This window comes from Novosphingobium sp. BW1, from assembly GCF_008107685.1.
In the GTDB taxonomy this organism is placed as follows: domain Bacteria; phylum Pseudomonadota; class Alphaproteobacteria; order Sphingomonadales; family Sphingomonadaceae; genus Novosphingobium.
The window spans coordinates 135,322-156,801 of record NZ_VIRF01000063.1 but is presented as its reverse complement, the minus strand read 5'-3'; the positions used below and the strand labels follow the sequence as shown (position 1 = coordinate 156,801).

Here is a 21,480-nt window from a genome sequence, read left to right as displayed (position 1 = left end):
ATGAGCGAGAGCCCCCGCGTCGCCATCATCATGGGCAGCCAGTCGGACTGGCCGACGATGCAGCGCGCCGCCGACATGCTGGATACGCTCGAGGTCGCCTACGATGCCCGCATCGTCTCGGCCCACCGCACGCCGGACCGCCTTGTCGACTTCGCCAAGAGCGCGGAAGAGGACGGCTTCAAGGTCGTGATCGCAGGTGCAGGCGGTGCCGCCCACCTGCCGGGCATGGTCGCCTCGATGACGCACCTGCCGGTGCTGGGCGTTCCAGTCCAGAGCCGGGCGCTCTCGGGCCAGGACAGCCTGCTCTCGATCGTGCAGATGCCCGCAGGGATCCCGGTCGGCACGCTAGCCATCGGCGAGGCGGGCGCGGCCAATGCCGGGCTCCTCGCCGCCTCGATCCTCTCGACCTCGGACGAGGGCCTCGCCGAGCGGCTCAAGGCCTTCCGCGCAAAGCAGACGCAGAGCGTCGCCGAGCGCCCGACGTCCGACTGACCCAAGCGACCCAACAAACAGGCAGATACGACAGCGCATGATTGCTCCCGGCGAAACCATCGGAATCCTTGGTGGCGGCCAGCTTGGCCGGATGCTCGCGATGGCCGCCGCGCGGCTTGGCTACCGCTGCCATATCTACGCGCCCGAGGACCACTCGGTCGCCGCCGAGGTCAGCGCCGCGCACACCCAGGCCGCGTTCGACTATGCGGCGGGCCTGTCGGCCTTCGCGGCGGACTGCGCGGTGGTGACTTACGAGTTCGAGAACGTGCCGGTCGCCCCGCTCGCCGCGCTGGGCGAGGTGCCGGTCTTCCCGCACCCTCGCGCGCTGGAAACCGCGCAGGATCGCCTGAACGAGAAGACCTTCGTCACCGAACTGGGCGGCGCCCCTGCCCCCTTCGCGCCCGTCGATTCGCCCGAGGACCTGCGCGCCGCCATCGCCAAGATCGGCACGCCCGGCATCCTCAAGACCCGTCGCGACGGCTATGACGGCAAGGGCCAGTGGCGGATCATGTCGCCCGAAGACGCCGAGGGCCTCGACCTGCCCGACCAGCCGCTGATCTACGAGGGCTTCGTCCACTTCTCGGCCGAGTTCTCGGTAATCCTGTGCCGTGGGCAGGACGGGGAAATCCGCTATTTCGATTCCGCGCACAACCGCCACGAGGACGGCATCCTCGCGCTCAGCACCGTACCCGCGCCCGCCGCGATCACCGCGCAGGTTCCGGCCGCGCGCGAGCTTGCCGCCAAGGTCGCCGACGCGCTCGACTATGTCGGTGTCCTGACGCTGGAATTCTTTGCGACCGAGGCGGGCCCCGTCTTCAACGAGATGGCCCCGCGCGTGCACAACTCCGGTCATTGGACCATCGAGGGCGCGGTCACCTGCCAGTTCGAAAACCACATCCGCGCGATCTGTGGCCTGCCGCTGGGCAGCACCGAACTGGCCGCGGACGCTGTGGAAATGCGCAATCTCATCGGCGAGGCCGCGAACGACTGGGCCGAAATCCTCAAGGACCCGGCCAACCACCTGCACCTCTACGGCAAGGGCGATGTGCGCCCGGGCCGCAAGATGGGCCACGTCACTCGCCTGACCTTCGACTGAGCCACGCGGTGCAGGATATCTTCCTCATCACCGCCCGCGCGGCGAACGGCGTGATCGGCCTCGACGGACAGCTGCCCTGGCGCCTTCCTGCCGACCTCAAGCGCTTCAAGGCGCTGACCATGGGCAAGCCCATGATCATGGGGCGCAAGACCTTCGAGAGCTTCCCCTCGCCCCTCCCCGGACGCCGCCACATCGTGCTCACCCGCGATGCCGACTGGCAGGCCGAGGGCGCCGAAGTGGTCCACACCGTACACGCCGCGCTGGAACAGGCCGGTGAGTGCGAAGTCGCGATCATCGGCGGGGCCGAGATCTACGCGCTGTTCCTTGAGCACGCCCACCGCATCGAGCTGACCGAGATTCACGAAGACTACGTCGGCGACACGCATTTCCCGATCCTGGACGACACCTGGCGCGAAACCGCGCGCGAGGAACATCCGGCAAACGGCAATTTTCCACCTCACGCTTTCGTGACCCTCCAGCGCAACCTATAGCCGCCAGACATGATTCGCCTCGACAACCGCGTACCCGTCCCCGATTCGCTCCATGGCGCCATTGTCGCGCTGGGCAACTTCGATGGTTTCCACCAGGGCCACCAGGCCGTCGTCGGCGAAGCGATCCGCTGGGCGCGCGCCGAGGGCCGCCCCGTCATCGTGGCGACCTTCGATCCGCACCCGGTGCGCCTGTTCCAGCCCGATGCGCCCCCCTTCCGGCTGACCACCCTGGACCAGCGCGAGGACCTGTTCGGCGCGGCCGGGGCCGATGCCATGCTGGTGCTCCACTTCGACCGGTTGATGGCGAGCATGACCGCCGCCGAATGGATCGAGGAAGTCCTCCACCGCCAGCTCAGCGTTGCCGGCGTCGTCACTGGCGAGGATTTCACCTTCGGCAAGGGCCGTGGGGGCAATCCGGATGTGCTGCGCGAAATCGGAGCGCGATTCGGCGTCACCAACCGGACTGTGCCTGCGGTTCACGACCAGTATGGACCTATCTCGTCGAGTCGCGTGCGCGAGGCGCTTATCGCGGGCGACTGCGAGGCCGCCGCGCGCCTTCTCACTCGCCCCTTCGCGGTACGCGGCCCCGTCCAACACGGCAACAAGTTTGGACGGCAGATGGGCTTTCCCACCGCCAACATCGACATGGCGAGCTACCTGCGCCCGCACTACGGCATCTATGCGGTGATCGGCCATTTCCCGGACGGACGCCGGATTGCGGGCGCCGCCAACCTGGGCATCCGCCCCACGATCCAGCCGCCTGTCGAGCTGCTCGAGCCTCATTTCTTCGACGTGTCGGAGGACATGTACGACCTCGTCATCGAGGTGGAATTCCACCACTTCATCCGCCCCGAGGCAAAGTTCGCCTCGATCGAGGAAATGATGACTCAGATCGGGCGCGACTGCGTCCGGGCACGCGAACTTCTCGCTCCCCTGACCTGATCGGCAAAAGAGAGTCCAGTCATGGACTCTTCCTCCCTTCCAAGAACCGCGCAATTGCTCTAGTGGCGGCCGGTCATGACTGAACAACGCGACTACAAAGACACCGTCTTCCTGCCGAAGACCGATTTCCCCATGAAGGCCGGCCTCGCCCAGAAGGAGCCCGGTATTCTTGCGCGTTGGGAAAACGAGCGGATTTACGATCAGGTTCGCGCCGCGCGCGCGGGCCGCGAGAAGTTCATCCTCCACGACGGCCCGCCCTACGCCAATGGCGACATGCACATCGGTCATGCGCTCAACCACATCCTCAAGGACATGGTCGTGCGCACGCAGACGCTGCTGGGCAAAGATGCGCCTTACGTGCCGGGCTGGGACTGCCACGGCCTTCCGATCGAGTGGAAGGTGGAAGAGGCGTACCGCAAGAAGAAGAAGAACAAGGACGAGGTTCCCGCCGAGGAATTCCGCGCCGAATGCCGCGCCTACGCGCGGCAGTGGGTCGATACCCAGCGTGAGCAGTTGAAACGCCTGGGCGTGGGCGGCAACTGGGACCAGCCCTACCTGACGATGGACTTCGACGCCGAGGCCACCATCGTCACCGAACTCCTGAAGTTTGCCCAGAGCAACATGCTCTACCGCGGTGCCAAGCCGGTCATGTGGTCGCCGGTCGAAAAGACCGCGCTGGCCGAGGCCGAGGTCGAGTACGAGGACATCGTCTCGACCCAGATCGATGTCGCTTTCGAGATTGTCGAATCGCAGGACCCCGACCTCATCGGCGCCTACGCGGTGATCTGGACAACCACGCCCTGGACGATCCCCGTCAACCAGGCGCTCGCCTACGGCTCCCACATCGATTACCACCTGATCGAGGCCGATGGCCGGCGCTACCTCATTGCCGAGCCGCTGGTCGACGCCTTCGTCAAGCGCCTGGGCCATGAAACACACGACCTGCACTTCTTCATGAAGGGCGCGGGCCTCGAAGGCACCAAGGTGCGCCACCCGATGCATCACCTTGGCGGCTTCTACGCCGAACTGCGTCCGATGCTGGCGGGCGATTTCGTCACCACCGATTCAGGCACTGGCCTTGTCCACCTCGCCCCCGACCACGGCGAGGACGACTTCGACCTGTGCAAGGCCAACGGCCTCAACCCCAAGTTCGTGGTCGAGGCCGATGGCCGCTACCGCGAAGACTGGCTGTGGCTGCCGCGCACCGACGAACGCTCGGCCTCAGTCATCAACCCCAAGTTCACCGCGCCCGACGGCCCGATCTGTTCGGACCTCAGGGAAGCCGGTGCGCTGCTTTCGGCCTCGGCCGACTACAGCCACTCCTACCCGCACTCGTGGCGCTCGAAGGCCAAGGTCATCTACCGCTGCACCCCGCAGTGGTTCGTGCCGATGGACACGCCGTCTGCCACCTCGGGCATGCCCGATGGCATGACCCTGCGCGAAACCGCCGAGATGGCCCTAGCCCACACGCGCTTCGTGCCCGCCAAGGGCCGCAACCGCATTGGCGCGATGGTCCAGGGCCGTCCCGACTGGGTGCTCTCGCGCCAGCGCGCCTGGGGCGTGCCGATCACGCTCTTCGTCGACCGCAAGACCGGCGAATACCTCGTCGACGAGGCCGTCAACGCGCGCATCGTCGCGGCCATCCGCGAAAGCGGCGTAGATGCCTGGTCGGATGAACGCGCGCAGGAATACTTGGGAGAGGCCTACAAGGCCGAGGATTACGAACGCGTCGTCGACATTCTCGATGTCTGGTTCGATTCCGGTTCGACTCACGCTTTTGTCCTGGAATCGGGCAAGTGGCCCGAACTGTTGCGCCCCGAAGGCTACGAAGGTCCGCACGCCGACCTCTACCTCGAAGGCTCCGACCAGCACCGTGGCTGGTTCCAGTCCTCGCTTCTGGAAGCTTGCGCCACGCGCGGCCATGCGCCCTACAAGGCCGTGCTCACCCATGGCTTCACGATGGACGCCAAGGGCTTCAAGATGTCGAAGTCGCTGGGCAACACGATCAGCCCGATCAAGGTCATGGAGACCAGCGGCGCGGACATCATCCGCCTCTGGGCGCTCTCGGTCGACTACACCGAGGACCACCGCATCGGCGACGAGATCCTGAAGGGTGTGGGCGACCAATACCGCCGCCTGCGTAACACCTTCCGCTACATGCTCGGCGCCCTCAGCGATTTCGCCGAGGATGAGCGCGTGGACTTGGCCGACATGCCCGAACTCGAACGCTACATGCTCGCATTGCTGGCCGATCTCGACGCGGACCTGAAGCAGGCCGTCGCCGACTACGACTTCAACAGCTACGTGCGGCGCCTCCTCGACTTCTGCAACGAAGACCTCTCGGCCTTCTTCTTCGACATCCGCAAGGACCGTCTCTACTGCGACGATCCGGCCAGCCTGGAACGCCGCGCCTACCGCACCGCGCTCGACACGCTGTTCCACGCGCTGGTGCGCTACGCGGCCCCTGTCACCGTGTTCACGGCCGAGGAAGTGTGGACCTCGCGCTATCCCGAGGGCGGCAGCGTTCACCTTCTGGAATGGCCGCAAGTCCCCGCCCCCAAGGCCGACAAAGACACCTGGGCGGCGCTGCGCGCCCTGCGCGAAAAGGTCACAGAAGCCATCGAGCCGCTGCGCCGCGAGAAGACCGTCCGCTCCAGCCTCGAGGCCGAAGTCACCGTGCCCGCCAGCGCTGTGCCCGCGGGCTTCTCGGACGCTGACCTTGCCGCGCTGTTCATCACCGCGACAGTTTCGCGCGGGCAAGGCGAGGAGGTGACCGTCACCAAAACCTCCCACCACAAGTGCGGCCGTTGCTGGCGCCTGCTTCCCGAAGTTTCGGACGACGGCGAGCTGTGCGAACGCTGCGAAGACGTGGTGGGCACGCCGGAGACCGCCGCGTGACCCTCATGCGCAAGCGCCTGCTCGGCCTTCTGGCCGCAGCCCTTGTGTTCCTTGTGGACCAGGGCGTGAAGTCCTGGGTCACGGGCCCGCTCGGCATCGACCGGGTGGGCGAGGTGCAGGAAATCCTGCCGTTCTTCGCGCTGCGCTTCACGCAGAACTTCGGCGTTTCGCTCGGCCTCTTCACCGCGGGCTCGCCCGAAGGGCGCTGGGCGCTGGTGGCGATGACCGCGGCGATTGCGCTGTTCGTCTTCGTGTGGCTCCTGCGCGAGCGCAAGCTGCCCGAGATCGGTGCCCTCGGCCTGGTCCTGGGCGGCGCGCTCGGCAACATCCGCGACCGCTTCAGCTTCGGCTACGTGGTCGACTTCGCCGACCTGCATTTCGGCGAATGGAGGCCGTTCCTGGTCTTCAACATCGCCGACGCCGCGATTACCCTGGGCGTCCTGATTATCCTTGCTCGCACGCTCCTTTCGCGCGACAAGCCCGAAACCACAGCCAGCCCCGCTCCGGAGAGTTGATTTGATGTTCGTTAAGAAGACCGGCGCCCTGATCCTTGTCACGAGCGGTGCATTCCTGCTCTCGGCTTGTGGCAGCAGCGGCCTGTTCAACCGCGCGCGCCCGGACGAGTTCGCCGTCCAGCGTCAGACGCCGCTGGTCGTGCCGCCCGATTTCTCGCTGCAGCCGCCAAAGCAGGGTGAACCGCGCCCCTCTGACGGCGCGCTTCAGGAGCAGACCCTCGATGCGCTGTTCGGCGGCCCGCAAGCCCGCAGCGACGTAGAAACGGCCACGCTCGCCATGGCCGGCAAGGCCGAGCCGGGCATCCGCTCGACCGTGGGCGATCCCGACACCTACACGGTCGCCAAGGGCCAGGTGACCCGCTCGATCCTGTCCGCCCCCGAAGGCGACGGCCGTGAAGCCCAGGTCGCCGTCGGCGGCTGAACCAGGCTTCCAGAGTTACCAAAAGGGCCGGAAGAGCAATGCTCTCCTGGCCCTTTTTCATGTAGCAATGACCTGCAGGAAGGCCATCAACAGGCGGTGAAGCTCGCCCGATCAGCGAGCAGGAACAGGACCAGCGAGGCAACTTCCTCGGCCTTGCCGAGACGGCCTATCGGATGCAACGCGACGAGCCCTGCGCTCATCTCCTCGTCGAGACCCGTCAGCCGCGGTGTATCGATGTTCCCCGGCACCACGGCGTTCACGCGAACGCCCTTGCCCACGACCACGTGCTTGGTCGCCGTGTAGCCCACGCCGTTAATCGAACCGACCCTGCCTTGCGCCGAGGCCATGTTGACGATCGCCCCGTTGCCGTTCGCGATCATGGCCAGCATGCCGTAGTGCAGACCGTAGAAAGTCCCGTTGAGGTTGATGTCGACGACCTTGCGCCAGGCATCGACATCATACTCACCGATCTGGTCGGTCGGCCCGGCGATCCCCGCGCTGTTGAAAAGCGGGTCAAGCCCGCCCAGTTCCTGGGTGTTTGCCAGCGTGGCCTCGACGACCTCGGACTTGGAGAAGCCCCCTATGGAAACCTTGGCCGTGCCGCCCTGGCGGGTAATCGCGTTGGCGACGCCTTCCGCCGTATCGGCGTTGAGATCGGCGACGACGATGGCTGCGCCTGCGTCGGCCAGTGCAAGAGCAATGGCCTTGCCCAGCTACGAACCGGCGCCCGTGACCACCGCAACCTTGCCATCAAGTCGGATATTCATGTGCTACTTATCCGGTGGCGCAGCCGGTCTGGTCCACCGCCCGGTCAAGGCGGTCTAGATCTGCAATCGTTTTGCTATTTGAAGAGAAGCCGCGGGTGATCGGACGCGCGGAACGCTCGTCAAACGGTTCGCTCAGCTCTCGCCGACGACGCCGTCCCCTTCCGCGTCATCAGGCGTGCGGGCAACGAGGATCTTGTCGATCTTGAGCCCATCCATGTCGACCACCTCGAAGCGCCAGCCCTGCTCGGTGAAGTGCTCCCCCTCGCCCGGCACTTTCTTGAGGACAGCCAGGACATAGCCCGCCGCGGTCGCGAATTCCCGGTCATCGGGAAGATGCAGGGCCAGGCGGTCGGCAAGGGCATCGGCGGACATCGCGCCCGAAACGAGCATCGAGCCGTCCTCGCGGTCGATCACCAGCGGTGCATCGCCCACGTCCTGATGACTGGCAAAGTTGCCGACCAGCGCCTCGAGCACGTCGGCGGGCGTCACGATGCCTTCGAGGTGCCCGTATTCGTCGTGCACGAAAGCCATCGCCACGGGCGCGCTCTGGAGCTTGCGCAGCGCGTCCATGGCGTCGAGCTGGTCGGGGATGACTTCCGCCCGCTTCATCATCGTCGCGATGTCGACGCGCTGGCCCGCCACCAGCGCGGCAAGAACGTCGCGCACATTGAGGACGCCGACGATCGTATCGCGCGACTCTTCCTGCGCCACGGGCAGCAGCGAATGCGGCGTTTCCTCGATCCGGGCACGCAGTTCCTCCTCGCTCGCGTCGAGGACGATCCAGTCGAGCTGGTTGCGCGGCGTCATCAGCTCGCGCACCGGACGATCGGCAAGGCGCATGACGCCCGCCATCATCGCACGCTCCTCCTCTTCGATCACGCCCGAGCGCGTGGCCTCGGCGAAGATCATCTGCAGCTCCTCGGAGGTCAGCCGCTCCTGCGCGCCGCCGCGAATCGCCAGAAGGCGCAGGATCAGTCCTGAAGAGCGGTCGAGCAGCCAGACGAAAGGCGCCATGATCCGCGCCATCCACGCCATCGGCAACGCCATCACGAGGGCAACCGGTTCGGCCGCGCGCAGAGCCAGCTGCTTGGGGACGAGTTCGCCCGCTACCAGGCTCGCGTAGGTTGTCACTGCGATCACGAGCGCAAAGCCCGCCTCGTCGGCATAGGCCGCAGGCACACCGAGCATGGCCAGACGCTCGCCCACCGGGCCGCCCAGGCTGGCGCCGGAATAGGCACCGGCCACGATGCCTATAAGGGTAATGCCGATCTGGACGGTGGAGAGGAATTTGCCCGGGTCCTGCGCCAAGGCAATCGCGGTCATGGCCGCCGTGTTGCCCTTGTCGGCTCTGACCTGCAGGCGCGGCACCCGGGCCGAGACGATCGCGAGCTCGGACATGGAAAAAAGACCATTGAGCAGGATCAGCCCAACGATGATGAGAAGGTCGGTCCAGGGAAATGGTGTCACAATGCAGCAGCGCTAGCAGAGAACCGGCGAATCGCGAAGCGGTTGCAGGCGCCCCCTTGGCAAAAGCGTCTCTGGCCGGACCAGCGGAACACCCTGACCCATTGTTCGTTATGGGCAAGGTGGACAGGACAGATTAATGTGCACGACAGCACAGACCTCCTGCAGGCATGCGGATCTAGGAAAGGCATCGTTATGAAAAAATCGCGTTTGATCGTCAGTGCAGCAGCGGCCCTTTCGCTGGTGGGCCTTTCGGCCTGCGTTACCGACCCCAACACGGGCGAGCGCAAGGTTTCGCGCACGGCCATCGGCGGTGCAGGCGGTGCGGGTCTGGGCTATCTTCTGGGCAGCGTCATTGGCGGGCGCACCGCGCGTATCGTGGGCGCTGGCATCGGCGGCGTCGCGGGCGGCGTGGTCGGCTACCAGATGGACAAGCAGATCAAGGAACTGAAGGAAGACACCGCCGGTTCGGGCATCGACGTGACGCAAGAAGGCGACGGCATTCTCGTCAACCTTCCCGACGTGACCTTCGCTGTCGATTCGACCGCGATCAGCCCCTCGTTCCAGACCTCGCTCGACAAGGTCGCCCAGTCGATGGTCGAGTATCCCAACAGCCTCGTCGACGTCTACGGCCACACCGATTCGACCGGCGCAGCCAGCTACAACCTCGACCTCTCCAAGCGCCGTGCCGATTCCGTTGCGCGCTACCTGATCGGCCGCGGCGTCTCTTCGGCCCGCCTGCAGACCCAGGGAATGGGTGAGGACTATCCCGTAGCCGACAACACCACCGCCGAGGGCCGTGCTCTCAACCGCCGCGTGGAAATCAAGATCACCCCGGTCACGACCGAGGAAGCCCAGTCAGCGAACTGATCGCCTCAACCTGCGAAGCGTGCGCACCTTCTGGCGCACGCTTCCTCTTGCCCGCCCGCGAAAGGCAAAAAAAAGGCCGGCCCATTGCGGACCGGCCGTTTTAGTTCATTTGGGAGAGGATGCCTGAAAGGCCTTTTCGATTTAAGTGTAAGTGCGGATGCGGGCAAATGACGAAACGGCGAACGATATTGCAAAATGCGCAACATTGGCCGTTTTCTGGGGCCTGTGAATCAGTTTCCAGTTGCAACCAGCACACCCTCAGTCTCATTATTCCGATTATCTTTCGATCACTTGGACGCTTAATCTCAAATTTCACTCTTGCATACCAAATACACCTAGTAGTTATGCGTATATCCGGATCATAATTGCTTATCCATTACGTGAAATACGAACTCAACTTATTACTGATTTTATGTGTTTTATAGAGGTGAGTTGGTTTCGAAATGGAGGCTAGAGTGGAAAGATCACAGTTTGTATTGATAGATAGTGATGTTCATCGACGCGCGAAGATTTCGCATGAACTCACCAATCTCGCCAGTTATGTAATTCCTCTGGAGCATTATTCAGAGCTCACGCAGTTCTGGCCGAAGGACGCCGTCCTGCTGGTCGAGGACTCTGGGGGAACCATCGATTCATTGTGCCGCCTGCTGAAAATGCACCAGAAAGACCTGCCCTTCGTGGCCTTCTCGGCAGAGGCCAGCCCGCTGCGTCGCTCCGCTGCGTTGTTGAAGGGTGCAGGCGCCTACCTGCCCTGGCCATGCGGCATCGAGGAACTGAAGTCGACTCTGCTCTCGGTCGCGGCCAGCCATGCCACCAAGGCTCCTGCGCCCAGCGAACTGGAGAGCGTCTTTCCCCAGATGGCCCCGAACGTCATCAGACCTCAGGAAGATGCGGGTCTTCGCCAGATGCGCGAACTGTGGCGAGCCTCGAACGAAAGCCACGCCCCTCAGGCTTACGCCGAGTAGTGCGCGGCCCGGTCGGCGAGGCGGGCCACCGCCTCGCTGTGCATCGCGCTTGAACAGCACAGGACGCCGAACGCGCGCGGATCGTGCTTGTTATAATTGAGAGGCTTGCCGAAGGCATCGGTCACCGCCGCGCCCGCCTCACGGGCAATTAGCCCAGCGGCGGCAATGTCCCACTCAAATCCCCAGCGCAACGTTGCCAGCAGGTCCGCTTCGTCGGCCGCGACCATTGCCATGCGCAGCGCGATCGAGTTGGGCTGCTCTATGCGCAAAAGATCCGCGTCCTCGGGTGCAAGCTTGCGTGCCGGTACCCGCGCGCCCGCCAGCGCTGGACGCGCGCTCGCTGTGAGAGGGATGCCGTTGCGCGTGGCGCCCCGCCCCAGCTCGCCTGTCCAGAACTCGCCCCCTTCCGCGCGCCGGCGCGCGGGTGCATAGAGATAGCCAAAGAGTGGACGGTGGCGGTTGACCAGCGCCACGGAAACCGCCCAGCCATCACGCCCGCCAATGAAGTCGCGCGTGCCGTCAATGGGATCGACCAGCCAGACCAAGTCCTGTGCGCAGCGCGCGCCGCTGTCGAGTGTCTCCTCGCTCAGCCATCCCGCAGCAGGCAGCAGCGCGCGCAGCTCGCGTTTGAGGTAGGCATCGACGGCGAGGTCGGCGGCGCTGACCGGACTGCCCGGGTCCTTCTCCCAGTGCGCAAGCAGGTGTCCGTCGCCTGGCCAGGCGGCGAGCGCAATGCGCCCGGCCTCGCGCACGATCGCCTCGAGACGTGCGCGGTCGATCATCGTAGGAAGCCCTCCGGTACCGATCTATTGATATTGCATCGCATTATGCAAAAACTCCCCCGCGATTTGCCGACAAAGTCGCCCGGATGTCCATTTCCCAGGTCATGCGGAGCCTTAGAGGCCTTTTCAAGCGCGCAGGGATATGCTTAGGCGGCGTTGCAAAAATCACCATTCGCGCCCTCCTTCGAGGAAACTCCAGCAGAAAGCGACTGACCGATGAACATTCACGAATATCAGGCCAAGGAACTGCTTGCGAAGTACGGCGTGGGCATCCCCGCCGGCATCCCCGCCCTGACCGTCGAAGAAGCCGTTGCCGCCGCCAAGCAGCTTCCCGGACCGCTCTACGTCGTCAAGGCGCAGATTCACGCCGGTGGCCGTGGCAAGGGCAAGTTCAAGGAACTCGGCCCCGACGCCAAGGGCGGCGTGCGCCTCGCCAAGTCGATCGACGAGGTTGAGGAATTCGCAAAGGAAATGCTCGGCAACACCCTTGTCACCATCCAGACGGGTGATGCGGGCAAGCAGGTCAACCGCCTTTACGTGACCGACGGCGTCGACATCGCCAAGGAATATTACTTCTCGATGCTCGTCGACCGTGCCACCGGTCGCGTTGCGATGATCGCCTCGACCGAAGGCGGCATGGACATCGAGGAAGTCGCTCACTCGACTCCGGAAAAGATCACCACGATCACGATCGACCCGGCCGAAGGCTTCCAGCCCCACCACGGCCGCGCCGTCGCTTTCGGCCTCAAGCTGACCGGCGATCTCAACAAGCAGGCGCAGAAGATCGCCAAGCAGATCTACGAGGCCTTCATGGACCTCGACTGCGACATGCTCGAGATCAACCCGCTGGTGGAAAGCGAAGACGGCCAGCTGCTCGTCCTCGATACCAAGATGAGCTTCGATTCGAACGCGCTCTACCGTCACCCCGACGTGCGCGAACTGCGCGACGAGACCGAAGAAGATCCGGCCGAGATCGAAGCCAGCAAGTACGACCTTGCCTACATCAAGCTCGATGGTGACATCGGCTGCATGGTGAACGGCGCAGGGCTTGCCATGGCGACCATGGACATCATCAAGCTCAACGGCTCGTTCCCCGCCAACTTCCTCGACGTGGGCGGCGGCGCCACCACCGAAAAGGTGACCGCGGCGTTCAAGATCATTCTCGGCGATCCCAACGTGAAGGGCATCCTCGTGAACATCTTCGGCGGCATCATGAAGTGCGACGTCATTGCCGAGGGCATCGTGGCGGCGGCCAAGGAAGTGAACCTAGGCGTGCCGCTCGTAGTTCGCCTCGAAGGCACCAACGTGCAGCAGGGCAAGGACATCCTCGCCAATTCGGGTCTGCCGATCGTTCCGGCCAACGACCTGGGCGATGCGGCCAAGAAGATCGTCGCCGAAGTCAAGGCGGCCTGATCGGCCCCACAGGCATCGAAACGACACGCAAAGCGGCGGGGGCTTCGAGCTCCCGCCGCTTTCTTTTTGCCCTTTGAACAGGGCCCGGCTCAGCTCTGTACACCGGGAACAGCCACCCTCATGCACTCCCCGGGCCAATTGCTCCGGCATGACTAAAGCCCCTCTTGGGGCGATGGAACAATTGCGGGGGTTGACGTCTTGAGCGTGGGGCGCGATGGCAACCACCGCGCAATTTAATCGCATGGCTAAACAGGCCTGCAGCAGAGTTTGAGAGGACATATTCTCATGAAAATCCTCGTGCCCGTGAAGCGGGTGATCGACTACAACGTGAAGCCGCGGGTAAAGGCGGACGGGTCCGGCGTGGACCTTGCCAACGTGAAGATGAGCATGAACCCCTTCGACGAGATCGCCGTCGAGGAAGCGCTGCAGATCAAGGAAGCGGGCAACGCCGAAGAGGTCATTGTGGTCTCGATCGGTCCGGCCAAGGCCGCCGAAACCCTGCGCACGGGCATGGCGATGGGCGCGGACCGCGCGATTCATGTCGCAACCGACGAAGAAGTCGAGCCGCTGGCGGTCGCCAAGATCCTCAAAGCCGTGGTCGAGGAAGAGAACCCCGGCCTCGTGATCCTGGGCAAGCAGGCGATCGACGACGACTCCAACCAGACCGGCCAGATGCTCGCAGCTCTCCTGGGCCGTCCGCAGGGTACCTTCGCCTCCAAGGTCGTGGTCGAGGGCGATAGCGTGGCCGTCACCCGCGAAGTCGACGGCGGTCTCGAGACCGTCAAGCTGGCAATGCCCGCCATCGTCACCACCGACCTTCGCCTGAACGAGCCGCGCTACGCTTCGCTGCCCAACATCATGAAGGCCAAGAAGAAGCCGCTCGATGCTAAGACGCCCGCCGACTACGGCGTCGACATCGCGCCGCGCCTCAAGACGCTCAAGGTCGCCGAGCCGCCGGTGCGCAGCGCCGGCATCAAGGTCGAGAACGTCGATGCGCTTGTCGCCAAGCTCAAGGAAATGGGAGTCGCGTGATGAAGACGCTTGTTTGGGTCGAACACGACAACGCCGCCGTCAAGGACGCGACGCTCTCCACCATCACTGCCGCCGCCAAGCTGGGTGAGGTTCACCTCATCGTCGCGGGCGCAGGATGCGCCGCCGTCGCCGACGAGGCCGCCAAGATCGCGGGCGTCGCCAAGGTGCACCTTGCCGAGAACGCGGCCTACGAGCATGGCCTCGCCGAGAACGTCGCCCCGCTTATTGCAGAGCTGATGGGCGATCACGACGCCTTCCTCGCGCCCGCCACGACCACCGGCAAGAACATCGCGCCGCGCGTCGCCGCCCTGCTCGACGTCATGCAGGTCTCAGACATCCTCTCGGTCGAGGGCGAGAAGACCTTCACCCGTCCGATCTATGCTGGCAACGCGATCGCCACTGTCGAAAGCACCGACGCCAAGCTCGTCATCACGGTGCGCGGCACCGCCTTCGACAAGGCCGCTGCCGAGGGTGGTTCGGCCAGCGTCGAGGCTGTCTCGGGCAAGGGCGATGCGGGTCTCTCCAGCTTCGTGGGCCAGGAAATCGCGACCAGCGAACGTCCCGAACTCACCAGCGCCAAGGTCATCGTCTCGGGCGGTCGTGCGCTCAAGGACGCGGACACCTTCGAGGCGACCATCCTGCCGCTCGCCGACAAGCTCGGCGCGGCCGTCGGCGCCAGCCGCGCCGCGGTCGATGCGGGCTATGTCCCCAACGACTACCAGGTCGGCCAGACCGGCAAGATCGTGGCTCCCGAAGTCTACATCGCGGTCGGCATCTCGGGCGCGATCCAGCACCTTGCTGGCATGAAGGACTCCAAGACCATCATCGCCATCAACAAGGACGAAGACGCCCCGATCTTCCAGGTCGCGGACATCGGTCTTGTCGCCGACCTCTACGACGCCGTGCCGGAACTTACCGGCAAGCTCTGAGGCTTCGGCCCGAAGGTTTGAAAAGCCCCCGCCAGGCTTCGGTCCGGCGGGGGCTTTTTCGTCGAGGCACACGACATTGCGGTCCTGCACCAGCCTTGCCCACTGCCCGGCCTCATGCCAACCTTGGTCAACTGGCTAGGGAGATATCGAAATGCGCAGAACGGGTTGGGCCATCGCGGCGGTATATGGGATGCTGACCGCGTCGGCCGCTCAGGCCAAGCTGGACACCTTCGTTCTGGACGCTTCCTCCCCCTGGAACGTCGACTGGGCCGACAACGCCTGCGTCCTGCAGCGGATGTACGGCGAAGGCGACGAGGGCGTGCTGCTGCGCTTCATGAACTTCACGCCGGACTACACCTATCAGATCCAGCTCACCGGCGGTCCAGCCAAGCTCAACCTGCCCCAACGGGACATCCGTGTCTCCTTCGCGCCGTTTCCCTTCTACGAGACCGGGGCGATGGCTGCGAAGGTGGACGATACGTACGATTCGGTGCTGTTCAGCACCCAGATCGCCCTTGATCACGACGAATTCGATCGCATGGATGCCGACCAGCGCCGTTCGGCCCTCGCCAAGGGCGAAGAGCCTGCTCGCCATTTCGTGCGCCCTATTGCGGGCGAAATCGAGCGCGTCCATGTCGACCTCGGCCCACGCACGCTGACATTTAACATCGGCGCTCTCGAGAAGCCCCTGGCGGCCTTGCGCACCTGTACGCGGGATCTTTTGCGCAAATGGGGCGTAGATCCCGATGTGCAAGACCTGGTCGCCTCCGAAGCCCACCCCGTCGGAGATGGCGAGCTACGCCGACAGATGGGTCTGAAATTCCCCCGCAATCTTGCCCGCAAAGGGGCACAGGCCCGCGTCAACGTCGTCGTCACGCTCGACCCGCGCGGCAATGTGAAGGGATGCCGCGTGCCGCTCTCGCAGAACGACCCGCGGTTCGATGAACTGGTATGCGAACGGGTGGACAAGCTCACGTTCGAACCCGCCCGCCTTGCCGACGGTACCCCCGTGACAAGCTATTGGGCCCTCACCACCACCTTTCTGCTGAACTAGCGGGTCCTGGAGAGAACCGAAGGCTGCCGCTCGTAGAGGTTGAGCGCCACCGGATCGTCGGCATCGGGCGCCTTGCGGTCGTAGACGACGAAGCCGAGCGCTGTGGCAAGGCGCTCGGACGCACGGTTTCCATCCTCGATCATGCAGGCCATACGGCGGGGGCCATGGCGGGCCTCGAACCAAGCGATGCTCGCATCCATGACCTCGCGCGCAACGCCCTTGCCCCACCAGTCACGCGCCACGATCCAGCCCGCCTCGGTGACATTGTTGAACCCCTTGCCGAACCCCCGGACCGAGTGGAACAGGCCGCAGCTCGCGATCATCGCGTCCGATCCATGCGGACGCACCGCAAACAGCCCATAGCCGTGCTGGAGCCAGCCTTCGGCGTGGCGGATCAGGCGCTCCATGTGCTTTTCAGGGTCGGGCGGCGTGGACGCCAGGTAGCGCGTCACCTCCGGATCGGCGAGCAGCGCCATGTGCGCTGCCAGATCCCCTACCCGCGGCTGCCACAGTTCAAAGCGCGCGGTGGTGAGCAGGGGCGCCGTCAGCCCCTCGGGCCAGGGCTCGCGTCTCACAGGAAGCGCTCCACGGTATGGATGGCAAGACCGAAGAGGCCCCCCACCAGCGTCCCATTGATGCGGATGAACTGGAGGTCGCGGCCAACCGCCCCCTCAATTCGGGCCGAGACCGTCTGCGCGTCCCAGCGCTTCACGGTCTCGGAGACGAGGCGCACGATCTCGCTACCGTAGCGCGCGCTCACGCCCACCAGCGTGCGGCGGGCAAAACGGTTGACCATGACCTGGAGGCGCGCGTCCCCGCCGAGCGCCGCGCCAAGCTGGCCAAGGCCCTGCCCGAACGTCGCGCCAAGCGAGCCGGAGAGGGCGGCCTCGGGATTGCGCATGGCTTCGAGCAGCGCGGTCCGGCCCCGCTCCCACATCGCCTCGAGCCAGGCCCCCAGCGCCGGATTGGCCAGCAGCTCAGCCTTGATACGGGCGACGCGCGCCTGCATTTCGGGATCGCTGCGCAAGTCGCGAACGAGGGCCGTCAACGCCTCGTCGACCTTGCCACGCAAGGGATGGTCGGGTTGAACGATGATCTCGGCAAGAAGGCGGTAGGTGCCGTCAAGGACACCATTGGCAAGACGCTCGTCGAGGCCGGTCCAGCGCATGATCGTATTGGCGCGCGCGTGGATCATCTCGCGAATCATCGGCTCGTTGGCCTCGATCACCTCACCTACCTTGCGCAGCATCGCCTCAAGGACGGGCAGGTGGCGCTGGTCGGCAATCGCGTTCTCGAGCATCTGTGCAAGGAGCGGCGCGGCATCGATTCGTGCAAGCTGCGACTTGAGGCCGGTCTTGACCATGCCCCCCATCTGTTCCGGGTCGAGCGATTCCAGCACATCGGCAAGGAGATTGGCCGCGCCTGCACGAATCCTGGGATTTTCGCCCCGCACTGGGTCGCCGAGAAAACCACCCAGACTGGCGGCAAAGTTGAAGCCCTGCAGGCGCCGCGCGACGACCTGCGGGGTCAGGAAGTTCTCGCGTAAGAAGCGCGCCATCGAATCCGCGATCCGGTCCTTGTTCTCCGGAATGATCGCGGTGTGCGGGATCGGCAGGCCGAGCGGGCGGCGAAAGAGCGCGGTGACCGCGAACCAGTCGGCGAGCCCGCCCACCATCGCCGCCTCGGTAAAGGCGATGGCGTAACCCAGCGGCGCGTCCCAGGCCGGAAAGAGTCCGTGCAGGCGGTGAAGCATCAGGAACAGCGCAGCCATGGTCAGGAGCAGACCGGTCGCGAAGAGGCGCATGCGGCGCGCCCTGTCGGCCTTGCCAATCCCGGCGCCAATCCCCTTGCCGATCTCCGTGAATGTGCTGTCCTGCGCCAAAACTACGCGCCTTTCCCTTATTCGGCGGGAAGCGCGGTCCCCCCTTGCGAACGGGCGTGCGCCTCCTCGGCATGGTGCGGCTCGAACGTCAGCAGCGTCGTGCGCAGCTTGGGCCCGATCCGCTTCTCGAAACCATCGGCAAGGCTAAAGGCTGCGGGCACAATTACCAGAGTGAGCAAGGTGGAGAGGAGGAGCCCGCCGATCACCACAAGGCCCATTGGCGCGCGGAAAGCCCCGTCGCCCGAGATCGACAGCGCGGTCGGAACCATACCCGCCGTCATCGCAACGGTGGTCATTACGATGGGCTGCGCGCGCTTGTGCCCTGCATCGATGATCGCGGTCACCTTCTCGACGCCGCGATGCATTTCCTCGATCGCGAAGTCGATCAGGAGGATCGAGTTCTTGGCGACGATGCCCAGCAGCATGAGAATGCCGATGAATACCGGCATCGAGATCGGCTCGCCCCGGATCGCGATGGCCAGCAGGCCGCCGAGCGGCGCCAGGAGCAGCGAGGCCATGTTCACCAGCGGGGACACGAAGCGCTTGTAGAGCAGCACCAGCACGGCGAAGACGAGGAAGATACCGCTAATCACCGCGATGATGAAGTTGCTGATCATCTCGGCCTGCCACTGGTCCTCGCCCACCGGCGCATTGGAGACACCCATCGGCAGATTCTGCATGATCGGCAGCTGCTGGATCGCCTCCATCACCGTGCCCTTGATCTGCCCGGGCCCAAGGTCGGCGCCGACGAAGACACGGCGTGCCTGATTGTAGCGGGCGATCTGCGTAGGGCCTGCGCCAAAGCGAATTTCGGCCACGCGCTTCAAGGGAACACTGCCCCCTGAGTTCGTCGTCACCGGCAGGTTCTCGATGGTCGAGAAATCGCGGCGCGAATCCCGGTCGAGCACCACGCGGATCGGCACCTGCCGGTCCGAGAGCGAGAACTTGGCCGCGTTCTGGTCGATCTCACCCAGGGTCGCGATACGGATCGTCTGGCTAAGCGCCGTGGTGGTCACGCCAAGCTGCGCAGCAAGATCAAGCCGGGGCACGATGACGAGTTCAGGGCGCTGGAGGTCGGCCGCGATACGCGGCGCAACCACGCCCGGGATCTCGCGCATCTGGTCGACCAGGATCTGTGCGGTCTCGTTGAGCTGTTCGGAATCGCTGCCCGAAAGCATGACAGAGATATCGCGGCCCGACCCGAAGCCGCCCGACTGAGTGGCAAAGCTGACGCGCGCATCGGCAATGCGCTGCAGCTCGGGCGCCAGGCGGCGCTCGAACTCGATGCTGGTCGCATCGCGCTTATCGGCAGGCTTGAGCGTGATGTAGAGCGTCGCTTCACCCTCGCGAGAAGCGGCCATGACCAGCTCCACCTCGGACTGTGCCTCGATGATGTGCGTCACCTCGTCGGCCACCGCCTCGGTCTGCTCAAGCGTGGTGCCGGGCACCATCTCGATATTGACCCGGCTCGTATCGGAGTTGTTAGCCGGCATGAACTCCTGGGGCAGGCCCAGCAGCAACGCGAAGGTGACGACCAGCGCGTAGACACCGGCGAGGAAGGCGTAGAAGCGGTGATCGCGCGTGCGCGCGGCCACGCGGTCGTGCCAGTAGCGGTACCACTGGCCAAAGGTGCCCATGAGCCCCCAGACCAGTCGGAATACCTTGCCAAGCCCGAAGATCACGAGCGGTACGGCCAGCGGGGCGATCAGCGAGGGCAGGACAACCTGCGCGCTGTTGCCAAGCCCCAGCGTAGCCACGCCTGCAGCCAGCGCCTGAAACGCGAAAACAGCCCCCGCGATGCCCGCAAGGAGGAGCACGAAGAGCAGCGCGACGGCCGGGAGCGCATACCAGCGGCCATGCTTCGGGCGCACCAGAGCGGCCTTGCGACGCAGCGCCTCGCGGCTGTCGAGCGTCCAGGCGAGGATCTTCACGTAAATGTCCATGATCCGCCCGCCGCCATGCTCGGCATGGCCATGCGATTTCAGGAAATAGGCCGCGACCATCGGCGTGATCATGCGCGCAACCGCAAGGCTGATCAGCACGGCCACGACGATGGTAAGACCGAAGGCCTTGAAGAACTGGCCCGAAATACCCGGCATCATGCCGACGGGGAAGAACACCGCCACGATCGAGAACGTGGTGGCAACAACCGCAAGGCCGATCTCGTCGGCCGCGTCGATCGAAGCCTGGTAGGCGCTCTTGCCCATGCGCATGTGTCGCACGATGTTCTCGATCTCGACGATAGCATCATCGACAAGGACACCGGCCACCAGGCTCAGCGCGAGCAGCGAGAGGAAGTTGAGCGTGAAGCCCATGAGATCCATGAACCAGAAGGTCGGGATCGCGGAAAGCGGAATGGCGATGGCGGCGATGAAAGTCGCGCGCCAGTCGCGCAGGAACAGGTAGACGATGACGATGGCCAGCACCGCGCCTTCCACCAGCATTTCCATCGAACTGGTGTACTGTTCGCGGGTGTAGTCCACCTGCGAGAACAGGCGGGTGAAGTGGACCGACGGGTTGGCCTTGCGGATCGCGTCGAGCTTTTCCATCGCACCGTCGTAGACCGCAACGTCTGAGGCGCCGATGGCGCGGTCGAAGCTGAAGGTGACGACCTCGCGCCCGCGCAGCTTGGCCATGCGGTAGCGCTCGGAATAGCCGTCGTAGACCTTGGCGACATCGGAGAGCTTGACCTGGCGGCCATTGCCCAGGTTGATGCGCGTCTGCGAAAGGTCGTAGGCACTCTCGGCATTCCCCAGCACGCGCACCGACTGGCGCGAACCGGCAATTTCCGCCTCGCCGCCCGCCGCATCGGTATTCACTTGGCGCAACACGGTGTTGATGTCGCGCGCAGTCACGCCAAAGGCGATCATCTTGTCGGGATCGACGACGACGCGGATCTCGCGGTCCACGCCGCCGTTGCGGCTGACCGAGGCAAGCCCCTGCACTGAAAGCAGATTCTTGGAAACAGTATCGTCGATGAACCAGCTCAGCTGCTCGATGGTCATGTCATCGGCGCTGACCGCGAAGACCGCAAGGGTCCCGCCGCCGCCCGCCTCGACCTTGGATATCTGCGGTTCGAGAATGCCATCGGGCAGGTCGCCGCGCACCTGGTCGACCGCGTTCTTCACCTGATTGGTCGCAACGTCCGCATCGGTGCCGATGGCAAAGCGCACAAAGGTGACCGAGCTGCCTTCCGAGGCGTTGGATTCAATCTCCTCGACCCCGCTGATCGAGCGCGCGGCGCCCTCGACGATCTGGGTGATCTGGGTCTCGATCTCGGTCGGGGCGGCCCCGGGCTGGCTGATGCGCACGACCACCCCCGGGAAATCCACGTCGGGCATGTTGTTCACGTTCATGCGCCCGAACGAGACCATGCCCGCGATCATCAGACCGATGAAGAAAACGATCGGAATGATCGGGTTGCGGATCGACCAGGCCGAGATGTTGCGAAAGTTCATGTCTGTCCC

Annotated in this window: 19 protein-coding genes; 13 read left to right on the top strand and 6 right to left on the bottom strand. The window is 64.6% G+C overall.

Annotated features, from left to right (window positions below; genetic code table 11):
- The 7 genes from purE to FMM79_RS08355 all read left to right on the top strand — a co-directional run bounded on the left by purE (position 1) and on the right by FMM79_RS08355 (position 6,855).
- Positions 1-492, top strand: coding sequence for a 5-(carboxyamino)imidazole ribonucleotide mutase (purE, locus tag FMM79_RS08385; RefSeq protein ID WP_148627040.1), 492 nt, complete (start codon positions 1-3; stop codon positions 490-492).
- A 37-nt stretch (positions 493-529) separates the two neighbouring features.
- Entirely contained in the window at positions 530-1,588 is a 1,059-nt protein-coding gene (locus tag FMM79_RS08380) for a 5-(carboxyamino)imidazole ribonucleotide synthase (protein ID WP_148627039.1), read from the top strand.
- Between the two features lie 8 nt (positions 1,589-1,596).
- Positions 1,597-2,079 carry a dihydrofolate reductase gene (locus tag FMM79_RS08375; RefSeq protein WP_148627038.1) on the top strand — a complete coding sequence of 161 codons (483 nt, stop codon included), beginning with the start codon at positions 1,597-1,599 and terminating at the stop codon, positions 2,077-2,079.
- Between the two features lie 9 nt (positions 2,080-2,088).
- Positions 2,089-3,021, top strand: coding sequence for a bifunctional riboflavin kinase/FAD synthetase (locus tag FMM79_RS08370; protein WP_205466560.1), 933 nt, complete (start codon positions 2,089-2,091; stop codon positions 3,019-3,021).
- A 75-nt stretch (positions 3,022-3,096) separates the two neighbouring features.
- Complete coding sequence (gene ileS, locus FMM79_RS08365; RefSeq protein ID WP_148627037.1) at positions 3,097-5,919, top strand: isoleucine--tRNA ligase; 2,823 nt, start codon at positions 3,097-3,099, stop codon at positions 5,917-5,919.
- Positions 5,920-5,924: 5 nt separating this feature from the next.
- Positions 5,925-6,434, top strand: a complete 510-nt coding sequence (gene lspA, locus FMM79_RS08360; protein ID WP_148627139.1) for a signal peptidase II — start codon at positions 5,925-5,927, stop codon at positions 6,432-6,434.
- 4 nt (positions 6,435-6,438) lie between these two features.
- Positions 6,439-6,855 (top strand): DUF3035 domain-containing protein, encoded by a 417-nt coding sequence (locus tag FMM79_RS08355; RefSeq protein ID WP_039392019.1) that lies wholly within the window; start codon positions 6,439-6,441, stop codon positions 6,853-6,855.
- Positions 6,856-6,941: 86 nt separating this feature from the next.
- Here FMM79_RS08355 and FMM79_RS08350 read toward each other — a convergent pair whose 3' ends face one another.
- Both FMM79_RS08350 and FMM79_RS08345 read right to left on the bottom strand, forming a co-directional pair.
- Positions 6,942-7,523 carry an SDR family NAD(P)-dependent oxidoreductase gene (locus FMM79_RS08350; protein ID WP_240339073.1) on the bottom strand — a complete coding sequence of 194 codons (582 nt, stop codon included), beginning with the start codon at positions 7,521-7,523 and terminating at the stop codon, positions 6,942-6,944.
- A 231-nt stretch (positions 7,524-7,754) separates the two neighbouring features.
- Positions 7,755-9,089, bottom strand: a complete 1,335-nt coding sequence (locus FMM79_RS08345) for a hemolysin family protein (protein WP_148627036.1) — start codon at positions 9,087-9,089, stop codon at positions 7,755-7,757.
- Positions 9,090-9,281: 192 nt separating this feature from the next.
- Here FMM79_RS08345 and FMM79_RS08340 point away from each other — a divergent pair, with 192 nt between their 5' ends.
- Positions 9,282-9,956 carry an OmpA family protein gene (locus FMM79_RS08340; RefSeq protein ID WP_148627035.1) on the top strand — a complete coding sequence of 225 codons (675 nt, stop codon included), beginning with the start codon at positions 9,282-9,284 and terminating at the stop codon, positions 9,954-9,956.
- Positions 9,957-10,432: 476 nt separating this feature from the next.
- On the top strand, positions 10,433-10,921 hold the full coding sequence (locus FMM79_RS08335; protein ID WP_148627034.1) for a hypothetical protein: 489 nt from the start codon (positions 10,433-10,435) through the stop codon (positions 10,919-10,921).
- Here FMM79_RS08335 and FMM79_RS08330 read toward each other — a convergent pair.
- Positions 10,909-11,703, bottom strand: coding sequence for a 3'(2'),5'-bisphosphate nucleotidase CysQ (locus FMM79_RS08330; protein ID WP_148627033.1), 795 nt, complete (start codon positions 11,701-11,703; stop codon positions 10,909-10,911). The two genes, FMM79_RS08335 and FMM79_RS08330, sit on opposite strands and share 13 nt — an antisense overlap.
- Positions 11,704-11,919: 216 nt before the next feature.
- Here FMM79_RS08330 and sucC point away from each other — a divergent pair, with 216 nt between their 5' ends.
- The 4 genes from sucC to FMM79_RS08310 all read left to right on the top strand — a co-directional run bounded on the left by sucC (position 11,920) and on the right by FMM79_RS08310 (position 16,131).
- Entirely contained in the window at positions 11,920-13,116 is a 1,197-nt protein-coding gene (gene sucC, locus FMM79_RS08325) for an ADP-forming succinate--CoA ligase subunit beta (protein WP_148627032.1), read from the top strand.
- A 285-nt stretch (positions 13,117-13,401) separates the two neighbouring features.
- On the top strand, positions 13,402-14,148 hold the full coding sequence (locus FMM79_RS08320) for an electron transfer flavoprotein subunit beta/FixA family protein (protein WP_039390014.1): 747 nt from the start codon (positions 13,402-13,404) through the stop codon (positions 14,146-14,148).
- The gene (locus tag FMM79_RS08315) at positions 14,148-15,077 is read left to right on the top strand and encodes an electron transfer flavoprotein subunit alpha/FixB family protein (RefSeq protein ID WP_148627031.1); all 930 of its coding nucleotides are present in this window, start codon (positions 14,148-14,150) and stop codon (positions 15,075-15,077) included. The genes FMM79_RS08320 and FMM79_RS08315 overlap by 1 nt, the downstream gene beginning before the upstream one ends.
- 151 nt (positions 15,078-15,228) lie before the next feature.
- Entirely contained in the window at positions 15,229-16,131 is a 903-nt protein-coding gene (locus FMM79_RS08310) for a TonB family protein (protein WP_148627030.1), read from the top strand.
- On the opposite strand, the gene FMM79_RS08305 is transcribed toward FMM79_RS08310, so the two are convergent.
- The 3 genes from FMM79_RS08305 to FMM79_RS08295 form a co-directional block, all read right to left on the bottom strand.
- Positions 16,128-16,706, bottom strand: a complete 579-nt coding sequence (locus FMM79_RS08305; RefSeq protein ID WP_240339057.1) for a GNAT family N-acetyltransferase — start codon at positions 16,704-16,706, stop codon at positions 16,128-16,130. The genes FMM79_RS08310 and FMM79_RS08305 overlap by 4 nt on opposite strands.
- Complete coding sequence (locus tag FMM79_RS08300; RefSeq protein WP_148627137.1) at positions 16,703-17,935, bottom strand: DUF445 domain-containing protein; 1,233 nt, start codon at positions 17,933-17,935, stop codon at positions 16,703-16,705. Before FMM79_RS08300 ends, FMM79_RS08305 begins: the two co-directional genes overlap by 4 nt.
- A 95-nt stretch (positions 17,936-18,030) precedes the next feature.
- Positions 18,031-21,471, bottom strand: a complete 3,441-nt coding sequence (locus tag FMM79_RS08295) for an efflux RND transporter permease subunit (RefSeq protein ID WP_148627029.1) — start codon at positions 21,469-21,471, stop codon at positions 18,031-18,033.
- Positions 21,472-21,480 lie beyond the last annotated feature (9 nt).

Bases quoted from the DNA above. Each gene is read 5' to 3' on its own strand.
- FMM79_RS08310 (WP_148627030.1), top strand. From the start codon at position 15,229: ATGCGCAGAACGGGTTGGGCCATCGCGGCGGTATATGGGATGCTGACC.
- FMM79_RS08340 (WP_148627035.1), top strand. From the start codon at position 9,282: ATGAAAAAATCGCGTTTGATCGTCAGTGCAGCAGCGGCCCTTTCGCTG.
- ileS (WP_148627037.1), top strand. From the start codon at position 3,097: ATGACTGAACAACGCGACTACAAAGACACCGTCTTCCTGCCGAAGACC.
- FMM79_RS08320 (WP_039390014.1), top strand. From the start codon at position 13,402: ATGAAAATCCTCGTGCCCGTGAAGCGGGTGATCGACTACAACGTGAAG.
- lspA (WP_148627139.1), top strand. From the start codon at position 5,925: ATGCGCAAGCGCCTGCTCGGCCTTCTGGCCGCAGCCCTTGTGTTCCTT.
- sucC (WP_148627032.1), top strand. From the start codon at position 11,920: ATGAACATTCACGAATATCAGGCCAAGGAACTGCTTGCGAAGTACGGC.
- FMM79_RS08315 (WP_148627031.1), top strand. From the start codon at position 14,148: ATGAAGACGCTTGTTTGGGTCGAACACGACAACGCCGCCGTCAAGGAC.
- FMM79_RS08380 (WP_148627039.1), top strand. From the start codon at position 530: ATGATTGCTCCCGGCGAAACCATCGGAATCCTTGGTGGCGGCCAGCTT.
- FMM79_RS08370 (WP_205466560.1), top strand. From the start codon at position 2,089: ATGATTCGCCTCGACAACCGCGTACCCGTCCCCGATTCGCTCCATGGC.
- FMM79_RS08295 (WP_148627029.1), bottom strand. From the start codon at position 21,471: ATGAACTTTCGCAACATCTCGGCCTGGTCGATCCGCAACCCGATCATT.
- purE (WP_148627040.1), top strand. From the start codon at position 1: ATGAGCGAGAGCCCCCGCGTCGCCATCATCATGGGCAGCCAGTCGGAC.
- FMM79_RS08300 (WP_148627137.1), bottom strand. From the start codon at position 17,935: ATGCGCCTCTTCGCGACCGGTCTGCTCCTGACCATGGCTGCGCTGTTC.
- FMM79_RS08330 (WP_148627033.1), bottom strand. From the start codon at position 11,703: ATGATCGACCGCGCACGTCTCGAGGCGATCGTGCGCGAGGCCGGGCGC.
- FMM79_RS08355 (WP_039392019.1), top strand. From the start codon at position 6,439: ATGTTCGTTAAGAAGACCGGCGCCCTGATCCTTGTCACGAGCGGTGCA.